A 22,011-nucleotide genomic window follows, 5' to 3' on the forward strand; every position below is an offset into this window, starting at 1 on the left:
GCGTGCCGGTCTTTCGGGATTCATCATGCTATCTCGTTTTCTCCTGCTGCTAACCCTGCTCCCAAGCTTCGCGCAGGCGCTCAATCCACACACCGCGCTGCCGGACTATCACCATACTATCTGGACCAATCGCGACGGCGCGCCGTCCGGCATCATCAGCATGGCGCAGGCCAAGGATGGCCGGCTGTGGATGGTGACGCCGTTTGGCCTGTACCACTTTGACGGCGTGCGCTTCGAGCAGTACAAGATGCCGCTGAACGACAGAGGCCTCATCCTCCAATTCAGCATGGTGCGCGCCCATCCGAACGGCGATTTATACCTCGCGTATGCGGGCGTTGGCGGCATCGCCGTGCTGCATCCGGATGGCAAGCTGGAAGAGCTGGTCCCGCTGGGCAAACTGCCGCCGGTGACGCAGCTGGCCTTCGACGGCAATGGCGATATCTGGGCCTCCAGCACCCTTGGGCTTTTCCGCATACGCAAGGGCCAGATCAAACGCTACGTCCCCGAAAACAATATGGCGGTGGTGTCGGGCGATGTCCGCATCGACCGTTATAACCGCCTGTGGTCCGCCGGCGAGAACACCGTACATTTATATGACCGGGCCACGGATAGCTTCAAGCTGGTGCGCAAACTGTCCAAGCCCGGGGAACTGATCGAGTCCCCCGACGGCCGCATCTGGACCGCCGACTACGATCAGGTGGAAGCCCTGCCCGCGCCGGACGATCCCTCCATCGCCATGCAGGCGCCGAACATCATCAACACGCCAGGCTACGGATCCAACTGGATAGCGCGCTTTGACCGCGATGGCAATCTGTGGCAGCTGAAATGCCCCGGCGATTTGTGCGTGACGCCAGCGCATGCGGTCGAGAAGACGAACCTTATCAAGGCGCCGCCGGCGCCGGAGAACCAGCGCATCGCGCCCGGCGTCGCCGCGCTGGCGGGCAACACCATCATCGAAGACCGCGAGCATAATATCTGGGTGGCGACCATGGAAGGACTGGACCGTTACCGCGATACCCGCATGCAGCGCTACCGCCTGTCCACCAGCCGCGCCACGCACATGATGACGGTCGATGAAAACGGCCAGCTGTGGGTATCCAATCCCCATACCAATACCATCTGGAAGATGAGGGCCGGCGCCGAGCCGGAGCGCGATCCAACGCCGGCATGGGTCACCGCAAAAAGCCGCGAGGGTGGTCTGCTGCTGCCATGGACGCGCGACATCGAACACCGCTACCGGGGCAAGGTGGAGAAAATCCCCATGCCCGAATTCCCAGGCCCGGACGGCAAGCCGCAGAACCTGATGGTGCTGGGCCTGACCGACGACGGCAAGCGGCTTTGGCTGGTCACCATCCAGACAGGTTTGGTGATCAAGACCGGCAACGGCCCATGGGTGCCGCGCGCCAGAATGAACCTGCCGGACAAGATCGTCCTCGGCACGCCCGGTGTGAAGCCCGGCCAGACCTGGTTGCTTTGCGCCGGCGGCCAAGTGGTCCTGATTGACGAAAACGACAAGCTGACCACGTATTCCCTTCCCTCTCTGGGCGTGGGACGCGGTATGTTCGCCGGCGAGGATATCGTCGCCAGCGGCGAGCAAGGCGTGGCGGTATTGATCGGCGACCGTTTCCGCATGCTGCAAGTGGATGATGCGGAAGTGCTGCAAAACGTGTCCGGCATGGCCGTGACGCCGGATGGCGACCGCTGGTTCAACGGCGGCAAAGGCCTGGTGCACGTCACCCGCGACGCCTGGAACAACGCGCTGATGCGCCCCGACCTACCGCTGCGTTACGAATTGTTCGGCGTGGAAGACGGTTACGTCGGCAAGGCCATGCTGGAACACCGTCATCCCACCGCAAAGCTGGACAAGGACGGGCAGCTCTGGTTGAACAGCACCGGCGGCCTGCTGCGCTTTGACACGCGCAACATCGCCCGCAATCCGGTGGCGCCGGTGGTCAACCTGCACAGCGTGCACGCCGGCAGCGCGGCCTATCCGATACGCCAGGCGGCGCTGACGCTACCTTCCGGCGCGCAGAACTTCAACATCAACTACTCGGCGGCCAGCTTGCGCCAGCCGCAAAACGTCCGCTTCCAGTACCGGCTCGATGGCGCGGATGGCGACTGGCAGGATGCCGGCCCGCGCCGCACCGCCTACTACACCAATGTATCGCCGGGCGCCTACCGCTTCCAGGTGCGCGCCGCCAATGAGGACGGCGTATGGAGCGTGCAGCCGGCCAGTGTCGATGTCGAAATTCCGCCGGGATTCACGCAAACGCTGTGGTTCAAGGCTGCTTGCATACTGGCGGCGGTGGCGGCGCTGTATGCGCTCTACCTGTACCGTCTGCGTGTGGTGACGGCGCGGCTTGAGGAGCGCATGGAAGTGCGGCTGGCCGAACGCGAACGCATCGCCCGCACCCTGCACGACACCTTCCTGCAAACCGTGCAGGGCGTGGTGCTCAGGCTCGATGCGGCGGTCGACGCCCTGCCCGACGACAGCGCCGCGCGCAAGGCGCTGGCGCCGGTGCTGCACAGCGCCCGCGACAGCATCAGCGAGGGCCGCGCGCAGGTACATGAGTTGCGCTCGGCCGGCGCCGATGAAATGGAATGCCAGCTGCGCGACGTCGCCGCCCTGCTGGCGGCCAGCTATCCGGGAGTGCGGTTCACGCTCGGCGTCACCGGCGCGCGCCAGGCCTTGCGCGCAGAGGCGGCGGAGGAAATCAGCGAAATCGGCCGCGAAGCCGTGCGCAACGCCTATCAGCACGCACAGGCGACGCAGATCGAGGTCCAGCTCAGTTACGGCGCCGGCGAATTCACGCTGCTGGTGCGCGACAACGGCATCGGCATGCCGCCGGCGCCGGCGGCTCCCGGCCACTGGGGCTTGCTCGGCATGCGCGAGCGGGCGGCGCGCATAGGTGCCTCGCTGCTGATCGACGGTACGCCAGATGCGGGCACCACCGTTACCATCACGCTTTTGGCCCGCACGGCTTATGCCGGCCATCGCCTGCCCTGGTGGCGGCGCCGGCCCGGTTGACCCGCAGGGTGCCATGTCGCACAGACCCGCCGTGCCACGGGCCGCATCATTAAGCCATTCGCAAGGAGGAGCACTCGATGACTGCGCACGCCACCGCACCACACCGCCCTTTGCATCTACCCGCCCTCGCCGGCTGGCTGCTGCTGACGTTTATCTTCGCCGCGATTGGCGCCTATGCCTCCGCGCAGGCGGCCGACTTCTATCTTCTGCTCGACCGCCCGTCATGGGCGCCGCCCGCATGGCTGTTCGGCCCCGCCTGGACCGCGCTATATCTGCTGATGGCCATCGCCGCGTGGCGCGTGCAGCGCGTCGCGGCACCCGGTACGGCGCGTGCCGAATTGACGCTGTATGTGGCGCAGTTGGCGGTGAACGCCCTGTGGACCTGGTTGTTCTTCGCCTGGCATCATGGCGCGGCGGCGTTTGGCGACATTATCCTGCTGTGGCTTTTGATCGCCGCCACCATCGTCGCGTTCTGGCGGCGCGACCGTTGGGCCGGAGTGTTGTTAGCTCCCTACATCGGCTGGGTGAGCTTTGCCACCTGCCTCTGCTACGCCATCTGGCAACGGAACCCGGCGCTGCTTTAACTGTGAGTTTTTTATCCAGATAGTTGCTTTATCAACTACGAAAATGCAAGGCAAGCTGATACACTCTCAGGCTTTGCATCTCAAACGCAACTATCGTTTAAAAATAGCAATGGTTAACAAGATCATCGCCCTGTCGCTGTCGCTGGCAGGTGCCGCGCAAGCGCAAATTCAGGAGGTGACCGTCACGGCGCAGCGTTCGCCGTCGCTGGAGTCGAAAACGCCAGTTTCCATGACCACGCTGACGGCCGACCAGTTGAACGCCGCCGGCATCGACACGCCGGGCGCCATCGGCGCGCGCGTGCCGAACGTGGAGCTGGACTACGCGACCGACGGCCTGCGCATCACCATGCGCGGCGTCTCCAACGCCGACACCACCGAGAAAGGCGATCCATCGGCCGCCTTCCTGCTGGACGGGATCTACATCGCGCGTCCGCAAACGCAGAACCTGAGCTTCTACGATCTGGAACGGGTGGAAGTGCTGCGCGGCCCGCAAGGCACGCTGTATGGCCGTAACACCACCGCCGGCGTGGTCAGCGTGATTTCGAAAACGCCGGTCAATCGCTTTGAAGCGTGGATCGCCACCGAAATCGGCAACTACGACAGCCGCAAAATCAGCGGCATGGTCAACCTGCCCGTCAACGAGATGCTGTCGCTGCGTGCAGCCATGTCCTGGAACAGGCATGACAGCTATTTGATCAATGGCCTGAACAACGGCCGCGCCCTGGGCAAGGACCGCGACGACGTGTCGGCGCGCCTGTCGGCCAAGCTGAAAATCACACGCGACGCCACGCTGGTGCTGCGCTACGATCGCAGCAAGGTCGATGACAACAACGACAGCTACGTCCCAGACACCAATTTCTATCACGGCGTCGCCAGCGGCAATCCGCTACCTTACGGCAGCGGCACCCACACGCAGTTGACCTACGGCTTCGTCGCGCCCAACGCCGCCATCGCACCGCCGGTGCAGGCACACAGCTACAAGAACACCTCCGGCATCAGCGCCGACCTGACGCTCGACCTGGGTGCGGCCACGCTGTATTACCTTGGCTCGCACCGCAACTACGATCACGACCAGCTGGCCAACTTCTACTACCGCGTGCAGCCAGCGCTGGCGCTCAACGTGCGCGAAAGCTTCCTCGGCGATTACACGCAGAATTCGCATGAGCTGCGTCTGGCCACCAACGGCGACGGCCCGCTCAGCGCGCAGGCGGGCATATACTACTTCCGTGAAGAGTCGAAACAGCTATACACCTTCCGCGATCTCGATCTGATCGGCCTGCCGCCGTACTACGTGTTCGACCACGGCCCGACCATCGCCACCAGCAAGGCGGTGTTCGGCCAGGCCACCTATCGCGTGACGGACAAGCTGCGCGCCACCGTTGGCGCGCGCGCCACCAACGACGACAAGTCGCGCGTGGGCTCGACCAACTTCCAGCAGGCCGCCGCCTTCAATCCGGCCACCGACTTCAAGCTGTTGAACGATGCCGCCATGAGCACGCACCAGACCACCTGGCGCCTCGGACTCGATTACGACCTGGCGCCGGCCACGCTGCTGTACGGCGCCATCTCCACCGGCTACAAGGCCGGCGGCTTTAACGACGGCTGCCTGGAAGGCTCGACGCATCTGGGCCTGAGCTGCCCGGCCGCGCTGGCCGTGCCGGCGGCGGCGCTGATCTACCAGCCGGAAACCGTACGCTCCCATGAAGCTGGCGTGAAGACGCGCTTCTGGGACAACAAGGCCAATCTGAATCTGTCGGTGTTCAAGTACGACTACAACAACCTGCAACTGTCCAGCGTCGCCATCGTCGCCGGCGCGCCGCGCTTCGTCACCAGCAATGCCGGTGAAGCCAGCGTCAAAGGGCTGGAAGCTGAAGGCCAGTTCGCGCCCACCGCGCACGACCGTTTCAACTACGCCTTGTCGCTGCTGGATGCGCATTATGTGCGCTATAGCCCGGATGGCGTGCATGACTGGGCCGGTAATAAGCTGGACCGCTCGCCATCCAGCACGCTGACACTGGGCTATGAACGCGGCTTCGGCCCAGTGTCGGCAGGCGTCAGCGCGCGCCGCAGCGCTTCCTACATCATCGCCGTGCCGGCGCAGCTGCTGCAATACCGCGTGCCGGCCTACACGCAAACCGACGCCACCGTGCGCTATCGCCCGCAAGGCGCCGTCTGGAGCGTGACCGCGCGCGTGAAGAACATCGAAAACAAAGTCCATCCGGTCAACATCGACAGCTTCGGCATGCTGGCGCCGAGCGACCCACGCACGGTGGACGTGCGCCTGGACTACCGCTTCTGATCCCATGCTGCGCCACCTGACCCGCTACTTGTTGCTGATCTTCGCGCTGGCGCTGACGCCATGCGCGGCCTGGGCGGGTTCCGGACCGCTGATGCTGGACGCGCAGCGCGACTACGCCGAAGCGTGGCCGGTGGTGCGCATCATGAGCGACCCGGAAGGCAAGCTGGCGCCGGAAGCCGCGCTGGCCGCCGTTGAACACTACGCCGTCCCCAACTCCGCCTACGCCACGCTGGGCGTGCACAAGGATGTGGTGTGGCTGCGCATTCCGGTCTCGGTGCCAGCCGACAGCGACGGCGACTGGATACTGAATATCGACTATGCGGTGCTCAACCGCGTCGACGTCTATGTGACCACCAGCGGCAAGATCGTCCAGCATCAGGTGATCGGCAATTTGCAGCCGGACGCCCATGGCGTGGCACGCGGCCGCGTGCCGGCCGCGCTGCTGCATCTGGCGCCCGGCGCCGAGCATGTCCTGCTGCTGCGGGTGCAGAATGTCGGCGCCATGATCTTGCCGATCAGCCTTGCGCGCCCGGTCAACTTCCACGGCGCGGCGCTCAATGAGCAGATGCTGCAAGGCGTGCTGACCGGACTGAGTCTGTGCCTGCTGTTGTACAGCGTGGCGCAGTGGAGCACCTTGCGTGAGCCGCTGTACGGCAAGTTCGCGCTGCTGGTATTCGGCACCACCCTGTTTTCGGTCGAGTTCTTCGGCCTTGGCAACCAGTACCTGTGGACCAACAATACCTGGATGAGCATCCACGCGGGCGGCATCTTCGCGCTGCTGGCCTCCTGCGGCGCCTACCTGTTCGTGGAAGAGGCGCTGGCGCGGCCGGGCAAGGACCGCATCTTCAGCCGTCTGATGCAAACCGGCGCGGCGCTGTGCGTGATCAGCGCACTGGCCTACGTCACCGACATCATGAGTGTGGAAACGCTGGTGGTGGTGGTCAGCACGCTGGGCGTGATGCCGATGCTGCTAGGCCTGCCGGGCGCCTACTTCCGCGCGCGCCGTGGTGACGCGGTCGGTATTTATTTCCTGCTTGGCTGGGGCGTGAGCTTTGCTTCGTCGGCGATACTGAGCCAGGTTATCAGCGGTAAAGTGGACGCCAATTTCTGGACCATGCACGCGCTCCAGTTCGGGAATATGTTCGACATGCTGATCTTCACCCGCATCCTCGGCCTGCGCACCAAGGCCATGCAGAGCGCCATGTTGCGGGCGGAAGAAGCCACCCGGACCAAGTCCGAATTCCTGGCCCACATGAGCCATGAGATCCGCACGCCGATGAACGCCATCATCGGCATGAGCCGCCTGGCCCTGATGACCGAGCCGAATCCCAAGCTGCAAAACTATCTGGGCAAGATCCTCGCCGCCGGCGAGCATCTGCTGGGCGTGATCAACGATATCCTCGACTTCTCCAAGATCGAAGCCGGCAAGCTGGGACTGGAGTCCGTGCCGTTTGAATTGCAGGAGATGCTGAACCATCTGGCCAGCCTGACCGTCATCAAGTCCGACGCGGCGCGGGTGGAATTCAAGATGCGCGTGGACAGCAACGTGCCGCCACGCCTGGTCGGCGACCCGCTGCGACTGAGCCAGGTGCTGATCAACCTGACCAGCAACGCGGTCAAGTTCACGGAGCGCGGCGAAATCATCGTCGCGGTGGAATTGATGGACAAGACGGCGGACATCGTGGCGCTGCGCTTCTCGGTCAGCGACACCGGCATCGGCATGCGTCCTTCGCAGGTGGAAGGCCTGTTCCAGTCGTTCCACCAGGCCGGCGCCACCACCACCCGCAAATACGGCGGCACCGGTCTTGGCCTGAGCATCTCGCGCCAGTTGGTGGAGCTGATGGGCGGCGACATCCAGGTGATGAGCACCTCCGGCATCGGCAGCCGCTTCAGCTTCATCGTCCGCCTCGGCATCGCCGGCCAGCAGTCGGCGGCGGTCGACTGGCCGCTGCATCCCCAGCACCAGCAGCCGGCGCGCGAACTGCGCCGCTCGGACAACGCCGGCCTGGCGCTGCGCGATCTGTCGGCGCTGGATGGCGCGCGCATCCTGCTGGTCGAGGACAACGCCAACAACCGCGAAGTGGCGCTGGACTTCCTGTCCGCAGCCCGCATGCAGATCGACGTCGCCGAACATGGCGCCGAAGCGCTGCGCATGGTCGAGCATACCGATTACGACCTGGTGCTGATGGACGTGCAGATGCGCGAGATGGACGGCCTGACCGCCACCCGCCGCATCCGCGCCATCGAGCGCTGCAAACACCTGCCGATCGTCGCCATGACCGCCTACGCCATGGCTGGAGACCGCGACAAGAGCCTGGCGGCCGGCATGAACGATCACATTACCAAGCCTATCGTGCCGGAACATCTGTTCCGCACCCTGATCAAATGGATACCGCCATCGCGCCTGGCCGCGCGCCGTGCCCAGTCCAGCGCCGCCCTGCAAATGGCGCCGCCTCCGGCCGAATACGCCGGCGCCAGCGCGCCGCTGCCATCGGTACCGGGCGTGGACTGGCAACAAGCGCTGGATAGCGTGGACCGCCAGCGCTGGCGGCTGGACAAGCGCATCCGAGGCTTCCTGCAAGAGTACCAGCCGGCCGCGCAAACGGTGCGCGAGGCCATCGCCAGCGGTCACCATGAGGTGCTGTACAGTCTTACCCACAATCTGAAATCGACCGCCGCCTACATCGGCGCGCTGCATCTGGCCGCGCAGGCGCAGGCGCTGGAACAGGCCATGCGCAATGACCGCATCGACCGTATCGCCATGCTGGCCAGCGAGCTGGCCGATGGCCTCGATCTGGTGGTCGGCGGTTTGGCGCAGTTGGGTGAAACGGCGGCGCCGCCACGCTATCGCGACAGCGATGCGACATTGCTGATCACCCGGCTGGAAGCCTATCTGCGCACCGACGATGCGCGCGCCGAAGACGTGCTGGCGGAACTGAGCGCGCTGCCGGTGGTCTTACGCCATGCGGAGCAACTGGCGGCGATCCAGCAGGCCGTCGGCGAGATCGAATATCAGCGCGCGCTGGCGCCGCTGGGCGCCTTGTCGCGGGCGCTGCACAACGAACTGGAAGTAAGCTGATGAATTTTGCGGGAACCCAAAAAGTATTGGTGGCCGATGACGACATCGTCAACCGGCAAGTGCTGGCGGAACTGCTCAAGCCCGAACACACCGTGCTGCTGGCAAAAAATGGCGAACAGGCGTTGGAGCGCGCCGCGCGCCACCTGCCGGACCTGATCCTGCTGGACGTGGTGATGCCGGACATGGACGGCTACGAAGTGCTGCGCCGCCTGCGCGCGGACGCGCAAACCGCGCACATCACGGTGATTTTCATTTCCGGCCTGGGACGGCCGGAGGACGAGGCCAATGGCCTGAAGATGGGCGCGGCCGATTACATTTCCAAGCCGTTCAACGAAACCGTGGTGATGGCGCGCGTGGCCATGCACTTGCAGATGGTACGCCAGCGCCGCATGCTGGAGCACCTGGCCCACGTCGATGGCCTGACCGAGCTGGCCAACCGCCGCCGCTTCGATGAGGTGTACGAGGCAGAATGGCAGCGCAGCCGCCGCAGCGGCCGGCCGCTGTCGCTGGCGCTGCTGGATATCGACGCCTTCAAGCAGTACAACGATTTCTACGGTCACCCGGCTGGCGACCGCGCGCTGCGGGCGGTGGCGCGCACGGCGGCATCCGGCCTGCGCCGCCCGGCCGACCTGGCGGCCCGCTATGGCGGCGAGGAGATGGTGCTGCTGTTGCCAGACACCGAAGCGGCACAGGCGCAGCAGGTGGTCGGCGCCATCTGCGCGGCGATCGCGGAGTTGCAGATTCCGCACGAAGCATCCGGCGTAGCGCCGGTGCTGACAGTTAGCGCCGGTGGCGCCACCCTCAACAGCGCGGCCGCCGAAACCGCCGCCGAACTGTTCACCGCCGCCGACACCCTGCTCTATCAAGCCAAGAAATCAGGCCGCAACCGCGTGCAGTGGCGCCCGGTGGCGTAAGCGATGCTGTTATGATCCGGTCAGGCGTTTGAGGAAAACAATTACCGATCCGGACTATGCAAAAGTTTTACAAACGGGCCCTGGTGGCCCTGCTGCTGTTATTGCTTGTGGACGCGCTGGTTACAGCTGTCTGCATTGATCAAAGCTACCTTCGTACCTCCCTGCTGCCGGCAAACGCTGCGCCCTTCCCCTGGCGCCTGCCGCTGGCGTCGGAGGGCCGCAATCGCCAGGCCCGGGTGGATCTCGGGAACGACAGACTGCGTTTCGACTTCAGACTCGCGAGCCTGGGAGCTGGCGAAGGTGAATACGCCTCAGCCGACCTGCACTTCATCGACCGCAACGGCGCGCCCGCGCTGATCGACCTGTCCCGCTACAGCGCGGTGGAACTGGTGGCAAAATGCAGCCCCGCCAATGCGCTGACGATGGTCATCCCCACCTTCGACGAGCAATTCTCGCGGCGTGGCGAGCTGCTGACCTACCCGTCCCCGCAGACCTTTTTCGCCTGTAATGAGCAAGGTGTGCGCAACAAGCTGAACCTGGCACACATGAACATTCCGCAATGGTGGTTCGATATGCTGAAACAGGATATCTCCCACCAGATGTACAAGCTGGAGCGTGTGGCCAAGATCGGCTTTGGCACCAGCTCCCAGAGTCCGCGCAACGTTGATTCCTATGTGGAAATCTCGGAGCTCTCACTGAATGGCCGGGATTATCGCTATATCGCCGGGCTGGTGGTGTTCCTGGTGGTCGGCGGCGTGGCTTTTGGCGTCTGGTTTTTCTTTGCCCATGCGCGCGCATTGCTGGCCAGCCTGAATACCCAGCTCAAGCAGGATTTGCCGCTGATGGCCTATCGGCAGCTGACCCTTGAGCCTTACCGCGACAAGGAAAAGGCCGCCGTCTTGCGCTTCATCGCCAGCAACTATGCCAACGCCGAGCTGGATCTTGAAACCGTGGTCGCGGAAACCGCCGTCAACCGTAAAAAAGTCAACGAAGTGCTGAAGGCGGAGCTGGGCATGACCTTCAGCGCCTACCTCAACAAGTTACGCCTGACCGAGGCGGCCCGCCTGCTGGCCGACAGCAACACTGCCACCGTGGCCGAGATCGCGTATTCGGTCGGCTACGCCAACGTCTCCTACTTCAACAAGCTGTTCAAGGATGAATACGGCTGCACGCCCAAGGCCTTCCGTAGTCTGGCGCTGCAATCCGCCGAGGCCGGCTAGCATTTCCGGGCAAAATCATGGCAATTTCGGGATTTTGATAGGAATTGCCACGCTGGCGCTACGTCTCAGGCAGGGCCGGAACATAAGCTGACACCTTTAAAATACATATAAAGGAGTCAATACATGAAGATCCCAGCCGCCATGGTTTGCGCCCTGGCCTTGCTGACGGGCGGCGGTGCCCTTGGGTCCGCCACCGATGCCGCGCCGATCCAACAAAGCTGGCCCGGTCCCGGCCAGCTGTACGTCGGCACCTGCTACCAGCCGGTCGACCGCACGCCGGAACAGATCCGCACCGATATCGCCCTGATGAAGCAGGCCGGTTTCAACGTGGTGCGGATGGGCGACCTGTCCTGGGATTATTTTGAGCCGGAGGACGGCAAATTCGCGTTTGCGGCGTTTGACCGCATCCTCGACCAGATGCGCGAGAATGGCATCAAGGTGATCCTGGATATTCCGGGCACGCCGGCGCCGCTCTGGCTGCATCGTAAATATCCGGGAGTCAATCTGGTGAACGCCCAGGGGGCCGTGGTGCAGCCGGCCGAGCGCTATATGCTGGACATCAGCGATCCCGACTACCGGCGCCTGGCGGTGCGCCTGGCCGAGCACCTGCTCAAGCGCTACGCCAGACACCCGGCGGTGTTCGCCATCGGTTTCGACAATGAAATCGGCAACACCTTCATGTCCTACTCGCGGGCCGACCGTGGCCGCTTCATCGCCTGGCTCAAGCGGAAGTACGGCACGCTCGACGCCCTCAACCGCGCCTGGGCCACCCAGCGCTGGTCGCGCCGCGTAGGCAATTGGGAGGAGGTCGAGCTGCCCTATGCCGACGGTCCCGGCCCGGCCGAACGCAATCTCGACCTGCGCCGCTTCTGGTCCGACAACACCATCGCCGTGCTGAAGGACCTGGAACAGGTGCGCGCCCGCTATGCGCCCGACAAGCCGGCCATCTCCAACCTGTGGGATAGCGCGCAGCGCAAGGGTTTCGACTACCTGTCCAGTTATCGCCAGTACGCCCACTACGGCGCCATGGGCTTTTATCCGGGCGACGCCGTGGGCGCCAGCTTCGAAGCCCTGATGATGAAGGGCGGCATGGAGACGCCGATCTGGTTCAATGAATTTACCGCAGGCGGGGCCGGCTATTACGGCACCAAGGGGCGCTCGCGCATGTGGGCCCACCTGGGCCTGCTGCTGGGATCGCAGGCCGTGATGGCGTGGACCTTCAATTCCCATCTGGGCGGCGAGGAGCAGATGCTGATGGGTTTGCTGGACCATGACGACCGCCCATCCTGGCGGCTCGACGAGTTCGGCACCATCGCCAAAGAATTCCAGCGCCTGCAAGGCATGGGCTTCCCGCGCTACACGGCGCCAAAGATCGCCTTCGCCTATTCGTTCGACAGCCGCAACGCATCCACGCCGCCCGGTCCATCCAACACCATGCGCAACTACTTCTCCGTGCCGTATATGGATCAGTTGCACAACGCCTTCGCGCCGGTACTCAACGACAATATCGATACCGCCGTCATCAATATCGGCCACGAAGACCTGCGGCGCTACAAGCTGGTGGTGGTTCCCGCCGGCCTGATGATGGACCAGCGCAGCTCGGCCGCGCTGCGGCGCTATGTCGAGGACGGCGGCACCGTGGTGATGACGGCATTTTCGGCCAAGATCGATGAGCATGGCCAGTGGTTCAACACCGCCCTGCCCGGCAGCCTGAGCGACGTCTTCGGCCTGCGTACCAGCGCCTTCTATAACGCCGCCACCCCGCTGGAGGTGGAGTTCAACGGCCAGAAACTGGTCACCGCCACCACCTTCTACGAAGTGCTGGAGCCGGCCAGCGCCAGCGTGCTGGCGCGCCTGACTAATGCCGACGGCGCGCCGCCGGCCATCACGCTCAACCACTATGGACGCGGCCAGGCCATCTACGTGGCGACCGCGCCGCAGCGGCCGGTCATGCAAGCGCTCTACCGCAGCCTGTACCAGCAACTCGGGATCGCGCCGGGACCGGTCACGCCGGAAGGGGTGTATGCGCGCGAGGTGCAGGGCCGCACACTGTACGTCAATACCACCACCAAGCCGCAACAGGTCACGCAGGCCGGCAAGACGGTGTCGCTCGAACCTTACGGTGTGGAGTTGCTACAGCCTTGACAAGTAGCGCGCCAGCGTGGCGAACATCTGCTCCACGTCGATCGGCTTGGCGATGAAGTCGTCCATGCCGGCGTTGGTGCACTGTTCGCGCTCGGACTCCATCACGCCGGCCGTCATGGCGATCACCGGCAGGGTCAGATGCAGCTCCTCGCGGATCTTGCGGGTCGCGGTGAAGCCGTCCATCACCGGCATTTGCACGTCCATCAGCACCAGCTCGAAGGCGCCGGCGCGCAATTCGTCCAGCGCCAGCTGGCCATTGTCCGCCACTGTGACCACGGCGCCCGCCTGTTCCAGTATGCCGCGTGCGACGTTCTGGTTGATTGGATTGTCCTCCACCAGCAGGATGCGCGCGCCATCCAGCGACGGCAACGGTGGCGCCTCGGCATCGCCACCATCCGGCGCTGCCGGCGCCAATGCGGTTTGCACGGCGTCGAACAGGCTGGATGCGGTAACCGGCTTGGTGAGGAAGGCGGCCGCGCTGGATTCCGCCATTTCCTGCATCAGCTTCCCGCGCGCATAGGCGTTGACCAGGCAAATCACCGGTACCGGCCCCATTTCGCGGATGGCGCGCATGGTGGCCATGCCGTCCATGTCCGGCATCAGGCTGTCGACCAGTACCACGTCATAGTGTGTTTCGGAGCGCAGCCGCGCCAGCGCTTCCTCGCCTGACGCCACGCGGTCGCTGCTCCAGCCCCACGATACGATGGTCTTGCTGATGAAGGTGCGACTGGTGCGGTTGTCGTCCACCACCAGCACATGCAGTTTGTTGAGGGTGCGCACCGGCTCGGCCTCGGTGGACTCAGTGAACCCCAGCGTGAAGCGGAATTCGCTGCCCTTGCCCGGCTCACTGTCCACCTGAATGGTCCCGCCCAGCAGCTCGATCAGGTTCTTGGTGATGGTCAGCCCCAGTCCGGTGCCGCCAAAACGCCGCGTGAACGACAGGTCACCCTGCGTGAAGGGCGAGAACAGGCGCGCCAGCTGTTCCTGGTTCATGCCGATGCCGGTGTCGCGCACGCAGAAGCGCAGCGTCAGCGGCGACCGCGTCATCCTTTGCACCAGCACCGAGACTTCGCCCTTCTCCGTGAACTTGATGGCGTTGCCGGCCAGGTTGACCAGCACCTGCTGCAAACGCAGCGCATCGCCGACCAGCACGCGCGGCACGTCCGGCTCCACCGCCATGCACAGTTCCAGCTCTTTTTCGCCGGCGCTCATGCTCATGATGGTGGCCACCGCGTGCATCACCTCATCGAGCTTGAAGCGCACCGGATGCGGCTCCACCTTCCCGGCCTGCATCTTGGAGAAGTCCAGTATGTCATTCAGGATGCCGAGCAGCGACTGGCCCGAAGCCCGTATCATCTCCAGATAGCGGCTCTGTTCCCGCGACAGCTGGGTGGTGCCCAGCAGGTGCGCCATCCCCAGCACCGCGTTCATCGGCGTGCGCAACTCGTGGCTCATATTGGCGACAAAAGCATCCTTGGCCAGATTGGCCTGCTCCAGCGAGCGGCTGATATTGCGGGCATACATCCAGGCGGCGAAAAAGCCGGCCAGCAGCAGTAGCAGCACGCCCAGGCCTATCCACTTGACGGAGGCCAGCATTTCGGACCACACCACGCTGCGCGGCACCCCAATCACCACCGCCCAGCCGCTCATCGGCGAACGGCTGTACATGGAATACACCGGCAAGCCTTCCAGCGTCGTCGCCTCCACGGCGGCTTCCATACTGGCGGGCATCTGCGCCAGCAGCGACGGCGCGCCCTTCTTGCCCACCGAGTTTTCCGGATCGAGCGAACGCGCCACGATCACTCCCTGCGAATCGAAGACGGCGATCACGCGGTCTGGCGGCAGGCGCTGCTCCTTCAGTACTTGCCCCAGCCGCTCGGGCACGAAGGCGGTCGAGATGCAGTAGATGGCTTTACCGTCGCGCAGCACCGGCACATGGATGGCCACCAGCGGCCGTTTCAGGGCGCCGCCGATGAACACGTCGGAAATCACCACCTTGCCGGTATCGAACACCTTGCGGATGCGCGCCGCGCTGGCCGGATCGGGCAGCGGCGTGCCGTAGGGGTACACGGTATTCAGCAGTTGCACCGAATCGCGGTCGCTGAGAACGAAATTAAAACCGGGGAATTCAGGACGCAAGGCCTGCCTGGCCTCTTCATGGAAGGCAGCCAGGTCGCCCCTGTCCAGATTGGGAGAATGGGACAAGGCCAACGCCAGCGTGATGCCGGTGTTGAGATCCCGGTCGACAGCCTGTATCAGCGCGCGCGCCGTGATCAGCGTATCGCGTTTGATCTGATCGCGCTCACGGTCGATGAAGTGCGCGGTGAGCAGCGCAAAGCCCACGATGGCCGGCAAAGCGCAAGCCCATACCAGACTATAAATTTGCACCTTAATCGAGGGCAGCCTGCCTCGCGCCATGAGAGTCCTTCCCACACTTACATGGGAGACAACTCTATCACATGCGCAGTCCGGTTCCCAATCGTAGCGTGGCGGCGATGTTACGGGCGGCGGCGCGTACATTGCCGGCGGCGGCAGCCAGCGCCTGCTCCACCGTGCATGGACGGCTGACCGAGCCGAACACCGCGGCGATGCCATGCCCGTGCACCGCCTCGGCGCCCGTGCCCAGCGAACCGCCGATGGCGATCACCGGCTTGCCGTGGCGCTGTGCCACGCGCGCCACGCCGACCGGCGTCTTGCCATGGATGGTCTGGCCGTCGATACGGCCTTCGCCGGTGATGACCAGGTCCGCATCGGCGATGGCCGCATCCAGGCCGACGGCGGCGGTGACAATTTCGCTGCCCGGCCGCAGGCGGCCGCCGAGGAAGACCATCATGGCGGCGCCGATGCCGCCGCCGGCGCCGGCGCCCGGCACGTCAGCCACATCCTGCCCGACGTCGCGCGCGATGACGGCGGCGTAGTGGCGCAGATTGTCGTCCAGTTGCGCCACCATGTCCGGCGTCGCGCCTTTCTGCGGGCCGAAGATGGCCGAGGCGCCTTGCGGGCCGACCAGCGGGTTGCTGACATCGCAGGCGACGTCGAACGCGCAGTCTCCGATGCGCGCATCAAGGCCGGACAGGTCGATGCGGTCCAATCGGTTCAGCGCACCGCCGCCCGCAGGCAGCTCGGCGCCGTTCGCGTCCAGCAGCCGGCCGCCCAGCGCTTGCAGCATGCCGGCGCCGCCATCATTGGTGGCGCTGCCGCCCACGCCCAGCACGAAGCGGCGCGCACCGGCGTCGAGCGCATTGCGTATCAGCTGGCCGGTGCCGTAGCTGGTGGTGCGCAGGGGATTGCGCTGCGATGGCGCCACCAGTTCCAGCCCGCTGGCGGCGGCCATTTCAATCACCGCCGTCTGGCCGTCGCCCATCAAGCCGTAAAACGCCGATACCGGTTCGCCCAGCGGGCCGGTGACCTGCAAGGCCAGCAGCTGGCCGCCGCTGGCGTCGATCATGGCTTGCACCGTGCCTTCGCCGCCGTCCGCCACCGGCAGTTTGCGGTATTCGGCGTCGGGGAAAATCTCGCGGAAGCCGGCTTCGATCTCGTTGGCGACGGCCATCGCCGTCAGGCTCTCTTTGAACGAATCGGGCGCTATGACTATTTTCATCGGATGCTCTTAACGATTGACCAGTTTGGCGGGGATGCGCAGCACCAGTATCGCACCAAGCAGCAGCACACTGGACAAAATATACAGCGCCATGTCGGTGCTTTGCGTCGCATCCTTGATCCAGCCGACCAGGAAGGGGCTGACGAAACCGGCGATCTGGCCCAGCGAGTTAATCAGCGCCAGCCCGCCCGCCGCCGCGGCGCTGCCCAGGAAGGCCGCCGGCAGGGACCAGAATTGCGCCAGCGCCGCCAGCGCACCCATGGTCGCCATGCTCAAGCCGATCATCACGACCAGCGCGTTGCTGGAGAAGTTGGCCGCCATCAGCAGGCCGACCAGGCCCATGACCATCGGCAGCGAGACGTGGAAGCGGCGCTCGCGGTGCTTGTCGGCGGAACGGCCGGCCCACACCATGAACACGGCGGCCAACAGATAAGGCACGGCACTCAGCCAGCCCACCGTGACCGCGTTCCCGAAGCCCAGCGACTTGATAATCGACGGCAGCCAGAAGTTAATCGCGTACACGCCCATCTGGATGCAGAAATAGATCACGCCCAGCATCCACACGCTGCCATTGCGCAGCACCGCGCCGAAGGACTGGCCGACGGTGCTGGCGGCGGCGCGCTGCTGCTCGTCGGCGGCCAGCGCGGCCTGCATGGCGGCTTTTTCTTCGGCGCTCAGCCACTTGGCCTGGGCGATGCCGTCGTTCAGGTAGAAGTAGACGCCCACGCCCAGCAGCACGGTCGGCAAGCCTTGCAGCAGGAACAGCCACTGCCAGCCGGCCATGCCGCCCTGGCCGGCCGAGAAGTGCGACAGCATCCAGCCGGACAGCGGGCCGCCGATCAGGCCCGAGATGGGAATCGCCGACATGAACAGCGCCATCACCTGGCCGCGTTTCCGGGTCGGGAACCAGTGCGTAAAGTACAGCACCATGCCCGGGAAAAAGCCCGCTTCGGCCACACCGGTGAAGAAGCGCAGCACGTAGAAGGACGTCGGCGTGGTCACGAACAGCATGCAGGCAGACAGGCCGCCCCACGCGATCATCATCACCGAGATCCAGCGGCGCGCGCCGATTTTGTGCAGGATCAGGTTACTTGGCACGCCGCTCAACACATAGCCGATGAAGAAAATGCCGGCGCCGAGGCCGTACACGGTATTGCTCAATTTGAGTGCGTCCAGCATCTCCAGCTTGGCGAAACCGACGTTCACGCGGTCCAGATAGTTGAACAGGTAGCAGACAAAGATGAAGGGAATGAGGTGCCAGCTGGCTTTCTTGAATGCGCCTTCAAGGATCATACGAGTCTCCAATGTTTTTTTAGTGGTACGGCGATTATCTGGAATCGATCACAAAAAAGCATTGGCCGGATGCCCGAATCTCACAGCGGTGCCCCTTCAATTCTTGTGCAAATGCCCTAAAATACCGAGCATGAATATTTTAAGCACGGAACTGGCGCAGGACATCGTTACGCGGACCATGCGCATCATTCCCTATAACGTCAACGTCATGGACGCCAACGGCAGCATCATCGCCAGCGGCAATCCGGCCCGCATCGGTGAACTGCATGCGGGCGCCCTGCTGGCTCTGGCCAAGAAACTGACCATTGAAATCGACCAGGCCAGCGCCCGCAATCTGCATGGCGCCCAGCCGGGCATCAACCTGCCGCTGACGGTACACGGCCAATTGTGCGGTGCGGTAGGCCTGAGCGGCGCGCCGGACGAAGTGCGACAGTTCGGCGAACTGGTACGGCTCACGGCCGAAATGATCCTCGAACAGGCACAACTGGCCGGCGAACTGCAACGCGATTCGCGCTACCGCGAAGCCTTTGTGCTGAACCTGATCAACGGCGACCAGACCAACACCGCCGATCTGGCGGCGTGGGCACACCGCCTCGGCGTGCAGTTCGAGCGCATGCACGTGGTCTCGCTGCTGGAACTGGAGGATGGCGCCGACCTGCACGCACTGCAACTGCGCCTGCAAGCGCGCCTGCCCTCGGCCTTGACGGCGGCCTCGGGCCCGCAGGAACTGGCGATCCTGGAGTTCTACGATCCGCCCGGCCCCGGCCATGACCGGCAGCTGCATGCACTGGCCGCCGACCTGCGCGCCATCTGCCCACAGCCGCACACGCTCACCATGGGCATCGCCCTGCAAGGCGCCGGCGGCGTGGCAACGTCCTACCGCAGCGCCCAAGCCGCCGCCCGCATCGCCCGCGCCCGCGCTGGCCACGACCGGACTTCCGGGCGTCAGGGCCAGCAGCTGTACAGTTACTACGACCACGCCCTGCCTGTACTGCTCTCGGGCCTGAACACCGGCTGGCAGGCGGCGCAGTTGCGCGCGCCCATCGCAAAACTGGGCAAGAACAGGGAACTCCTGCGACGCACGCTGGACACCTGGTTCACCCACGACGGCCATCCCGCCGCCACCGCAGAAGCCCTGCACATCCACCGCAATACGCTGGATTACCGCCTGCGCCGCATCGGCGAGATCACTGGCCTGGACATGGGCCGGCTGGAAGACCGCTTCCTGCTGTACCTCTCCTCGCTGCTCACTATCGAAAACACCGATACCAGCCGGTGATACAAAACCAATCGTCATGCCTGACGGACATTCCGTCACTAAAACGAAACATCGTCCGGCGATAGCGGGTGTTTTTCACTGATTAATCGGCAACTTCAGCTCCACGATATTGTATTATTTGCGGTCGCCCGGCCTTCGACGCTCACAAGGCATAGGCCGGGAATCACGATAACCACAATAAAACTGGAGCCATTTTGAGCATCTTTAGAACCAAGAATCTGGATGACATGATCGCCACTGCCCAAAAACCGGGCGGCCTGGCGAAAGTGCTCGGTCCTTTTGACCTGATCCTGATGGGTATCGGCGCCATCGTCGGTACCGGCATCTTCGTGTTGACCGGTACGGGCGCTGTCACGGCCGGTCCCGCGCTGACCTTGTCCTTCGTGATCGCGGCCATCGCCTGCGGCTTCGCGGCGCTGTGCTATGCTGAATTTGCCTCCACCGTTCCGGTGGCCGGCTCCATTTACACCTATTCCTATGCCACGCTGGGCGAACTGGCCGCGTGGATGATCGGCTGGGACCTGCTGCTGGAATATGGCCTCGCCACTTCGGCGGTGTCGGTCGGCTGGTCGGGTTATTTCCAGTCGCTGTTGTCCGGCTTCGGCTGGAAGCTGCCGGTCGCGCTGACCGCGGCGCCGGGCGCCATTCCGGGCGTGACCACCTTCATCAACCTGCCGGCGCTGTGCATCATGATGCTGCTGACCGCGATGCTGAGCATCGGCGTGCGCGAATCGGCGCGCATGAACAACATCATGGTGGTCATCAAGATCAGCGTGGTGCTGCTGTTTATCCTGGTGGGCGCGCGTCACGTGACGCCGGCCAACTGGCAGCCATTCATGCCGTTCGGTATGCAGGGCACGCTGAGCGCCGCCGCGCTGGTGTTCTTCGCCTTCATCGGCTTCGACGCCGTGACCTCGGCGGCGGAAGAAGTGAAACGTCCGGAGCGCGATCTGCCAATCGGCATCATCGGCTCGCTGGCCGTGTGCACCGTGCTGTACGTGATCGTTTCGGGCATCATGACCGGCATCGTGCCATTCAAGGAATTCCTCGGCATCGACCACCCTGTGACGCTGGCGCTGCAAAAGGCCGGTGAAAACTGGTTCGCCGGCTTCGTCGACCTGGGCGCCATCCTCGGCATGACCACCGTGATCCTGGTGATGGCCTTCGGCCAGACCCGCATCATCTACGCCATGTCGCGCGACGGCCTGCTGCCGGCCAAACTGTCGAAAGTGCATCCGCGCTTCCAGACCCCGTTCTTCTGCACCTGGCTGGTCGGCATCGTGTTTGGCGTGCTGGCCGCCCTGGTGCCGCTGAACGTGCTGAATGAGCTGGTGAACATCGGCACGCTGGCCGCCTTCAGCCTGGTGTCGATCGCCATCATCATCCTGCGCAAGACCCGTCCGGACCTGAAGCGCGCCTTCCGCTGCCCTGGCGTGCCGGTGGTGCCTGCGCTGGCGGTGATCTTCTGCGTCACCCTGATGGCTTACCTGAGCTGGTTCACCTGGGTGGCCTTCATGATCTGGCTGGCGATCGGCCTGGTGATCTACTTCGGCTACGCCCGCAAGCACTCGCTGCTGAACAAGTAAGCCCCTCCCTACGCTGTCTGCGGCTGGAATTTTTTCCGGTACGCCGCAGGCAGCAGTCCCACCCGCTGCTGGAACAGCCGGCGGAACGAATTACTGTCCTCATATCCCACTTTGAAGGTAATGCTGTCGAGGCTCATGCGCGTGCCTTCCAGCAGGTGCTTGGCTTTTTCGATGCGCAGCGTTTGCAGGTAGGACAGCGGCGTGTAGCCAGTGGCCTCCTTGAAGCGGCGCATGAAATTGCGCACGCCGAAGCCGAAGCGCGGCGCCAGCTCGTCGATCGATAGCGGCTGGTCGTAGTGCTCCTCCAGCCAGTTCTGCACGCGCAGGATGTCGGCATCGCCATGGCTCTTGGGCATGGACCACATCACATACACCGATTGTTCGCTGCGGGCGTTATCGATCAACAGGTAGCGGCTGCATTTCTGCGCCAGCTCCAGCGAGCCGTGGCGCCGGATCAGATGCAGCAGCAAGTCCATGGCGGCGGTGGCGCCGCCACTGGTGATGAGGCGATTGTCTTCGCACAGGGTTTCACGTTCATCCATGCGCACATCGGGATAGCGCTTGCGAAACAGATCCGCGAAGGCCCAGTGCGTGGTGGCGCGCGTGCCCGCGAGCAGGCCGGTTTCGGCCAGCAGGAAGGTGGCGGTGCACATGGTGGCCAGCACCGCGCCCTGCGCGTGCCGCTGTCGCAGCCATGCGCTGTAACGGCCAAAGCCCGGCAAGGCTTCGCGCAGGGTGAACAGGAAGCCGGGAATCAGCACCAGATCGGTGTGGGTGATGTCGGCCAGCGCCGCTTCCGGCTGCAAGGTCTGGCCGCGCAGGGTGCGCACCGGCTTGCCGTCCAGCGAAGCGGTGACGACGTCGAATACCGGCTCGCCGGCAAACAGATTGGCGGCGGTGAGCAGTTCCAGCGCGGTGGTGGCACTGGCGGCCGAACACTGGTCGGCAAAGAGCAAAGTCAGGTGCATATTGGCAGATTTCGC

The 22,011-nt window shown here is 64.2% G+C and carries 13 protein-coding genes; 9 read left to right on the forward strand and 4 right to left on the reverse strand.

The features are described 5' to 3' along the window. Nucleotides 1–25: 25 nt before the first annotated feature. The 7 genes from GM676_RS02845 (at nucleotide 26) to GM676_RS02875 (ending at nucleotide 13,269) form a co-directional block, all read left to right on the forward strand. Entirely contained in the window at nucleotides 26–3,028 is a 3,003-nt protein-coding gene (locus tag GM676_RS02845) for a sensor histidine kinase (protein ID WP_155461849.1), read from the forward strand. Between the two features lie 77 nt (nucleotides 3,029–3,105). Then, nucleotides 3,106–3,612 carry a TspO/MBR family protein gene (locus GM676_RS02850; protein ID WP_155461850.1) on the forward strand — a complete coding sequence of 169 codons (507 nt, stop codon included), beginning with the start codon at nucleotides 3,106–3,108 and terminating at the stop codon, nucleotides 3,610–3,612. Nucleotides 3,613–3,721: 109 nt separating this feature from the next. Then, complete coding sequence (locus tag GM676_RS02855) at nucleotides 3,722–5,911, forward strand: TonB-dependent receptor (protein ID WP_155461851.1); 2,190 nt, start codon at nucleotides 3,722–3,724, stop codon at nucleotides 5,909–5,911. 4 nt (nucleotides 5,912–5,915) lie between these two features. Continuing rightward, nucleotides 5,916–8,990 carry a hybrid sensor histidine kinase/response regulator gene (locus tag GM676_RS02860; RefSeq protein ID WP_155461852.1) on the forward strand — a complete coding sequence of 1,025 codons (3,075 nt, stop codon included), beginning with the start codon at nucleotides 5,916–5,918 and terminating at the stop codon, nucleotides 8,988–8,990. Next, nucleotides 8,990–9,904, forward strand: a complete 915-nt coding sequence (locus tag GM676_RS02865; RefSeq protein WP_155461853.1) for a diguanylate cyclase domain-containing protein — start codon at nucleotides 8,990–8,992, stop codon at nucleotides 9,902–9,904. The genes GM676_RS02860 and GM676_RS02865 overlap by 1 nt, the downstream gene beginning before the upstream one ends. Before the next feature lie 83 nt (nucleotides 9,905–9,987). Beyond that, on the forward strand, nucleotides 9,988–11,124 hold the full coding sequence (locus tag GM676_RS02870; RefSeq protein ID WP_371866077.1) for a helix-turn-helix domain-containing protein: 1,137 nt from the start codon (nucleotides 9,988–9,990) through the stop codon (nucleotides 11,122–11,124). 123 nt (nucleotides 11,125–11,247) lie between these two features. Then, entirely contained in the window at nucleotides 11,248–13,269 is a 2,022-nt protein-coding gene (locus tag GM676_RS02875) for a beta-galactosidase (protein WP_155461855.1), read from the forward strand. On the opposite strand, the gene GM676_RS02880 is transcribed toward GM676_RS02875, so the two are convergent. The 3 genes from GM676_RS02880 to GM676_RS02890 form a co-directional block, all read right to left on the reverse strand. After that, nucleotides 13,258–15,657, reverse strand: a complete 2,400-nt coding sequence (locus tag GM676_RS02880) for a hybrid sensor histidine kinase/response regulator (RefSeq protein WP_371866078.1) — start codon at nucleotides 15,655–15,657, stop codon at nucleotides 13,258–13,260. The genes GM676_RS02875 and GM676_RS02880 overlap by 12 nt on opposite strands. 67 nt (nucleotides 15,658–15,724) lie before the next feature. Further along, on the reverse strand, nucleotides 15,725–16,870 hold the full coding sequence (locus tag GM676_RS02885; RefSeq protein ID WP_155461857.1) for a glycerate kinase: 1,146 nt from the start codon (nucleotides 16,868–16,870) through the stop codon (nucleotides 15,725–15,727). A gap of 9 nt (nucleotides 16,871–16,879) precedes the next feature. Beyond that, nucleotides 16,880–18,163 carry an MFS transporter gene (locus GM676_RS02890; RefSeq protein ID WP_155461858.1) on the reverse strand — a complete coding sequence of 428 codons (1,284 nt, stop codon included), beginning with the start codon at nucleotides 18,161–18,163 and terminating at the stop codon, nucleotides 16,880–16,882. Between the two features lie 130 nt (nucleotides 18,164–18,293). Here GM676_RS02890 and GM676_RS02895 point away from each other — a divergent pair, with 130 nt between their 5' ends. Together GM676_RS02895 and bcaP are read left to right on the forward strand one after the other, a co-directional pair. Beyond that, complete coding sequence (locus tag GM676_RS02895; RefSeq protein WP_155461859.1) at nucleotides 18,294–19,442, forward strand: sugar diacid recognition domain-containing protein; 1,149 nt, start codon at nucleotides 18,294–18,296, stop codon at nucleotides 19,440–19,442. A gap of 194 nt (nucleotides 19,443–19,636) precedes the next feature. Then, complete coding sequence (bcaP, locus tag GM676_RS02900; protein WP_308936667.1) at nucleotides 19,637–21,028, forward strand: branched-chain amino acid transporter BcaP; 1,392 nt, start codon at nucleotides 19,637–19,639, stop codon at nucleotides 21,026–21,028. A gap of 8 nt (nucleotides 21,029–21,036) precedes the next feature. On the opposite strand, the gene GM676_RS02905 is transcribed toward bcaP, so the two are convergent. Then, nucleotides 21,037–21,996, reverse strand: a complete 960-nt coding sequence (locus tag GM676_RS02905; RefSeq protein WP_155461860.1) for a GlxA family transcriptional regulator — start codon at nucleotides 21,994–21,996, stop codon at nucleotides 21,037–21,039. Nucleotides 21,997–22,011 lie beyond the last annotated feature (15 nt).

Origin of the sequence: Duganella radicis, assembly GCF_009720825.1 — a bacterium.
GTDB classification, from domain to species: Bacteria; Pseudomonadota; Gammaproteobacteria; order Burkholderiales; family Burkholderiaceae_D; genus Rugamonas; species Rugamonas radicis.

What these genes read in the sequence shown, in the direction of transcription:
- GM676_RS02895 (WP_155461859.1), top strand. Translation starts at nt 18,294, where the DNA reads ATGAATATTTTAAGCACGGAACTGGCGCAGGACATCGTTACGCGGACC.
- GM676_RS02850 (WP_155461850.1), top strand. Translation starts at nt 3,106, where the DNA reads ATGACTGCGCACGCCACCGCACCACACCGCCCTTTGCATCTACCCGCC.
- GM676_RS02845 (WP_155461849.1), top strand. Translation starts at nt 26, where the DNA reads ATGCTATCTCGTTTTCTCCTGCTGCTAACCCTGCTCCCAAGCTTCGCG.
- GM676_RS02905 (WP_155461860.1), bottom strand. Translation starts at nt 21,996, where the DNA reads ATGCACCTGACTTTGCTCTTTGCCGACCAGTGTTCGGCCGCCAGTGCC.
- GM676_RS02875 (WP_155461855.1), top strand. Translation starts at nt 11,248, where the DNA reads ATGAAGATCCCAGCCGCCATGGTTTGCGCCCTGGCCTTGCTGACGGGC.
- GM676_RS02890 (WP_155461858.1), bottom strand. Translation starts at nt 18,163, where the DNA reads ATGATCCTTGAAGGCGCATTCAAGAAAGCCAGCTGGCACCTCATTCCC.
- GM676_RS02865 (WP_155461853.1), top strand. Translation starts at nt 8,990, where the DNA reads ATGAATTTTGCGGGAACCCAAAAAGTATTGGTGGCCGATGACGACATC.
- GM676_RS02885 (WP_155461857.1), bottom strand. Translation starts at nt 16,870, where the DNA reads ATGAAAATAGTCATAGCGCCCGATTCGTTCAAAGAGAGCCTGACGGCG.
- GM676_RS02855 (WP_155461851.1), top strand. Translation starts at nt 3,722, where the DNA reads ATGGTTAACAAGATCATCGCCCTGTCGCTGTCGCTGGCAGGTGCCGCG.
- GM676_RS02860 (WP_155461852.1), top strand. Translation starts at nt 5,916, where the DNA reads ATGCTGCGCCACCTGACCCGCTACTTGTTGCTGATCTTCGCGCTGGCG.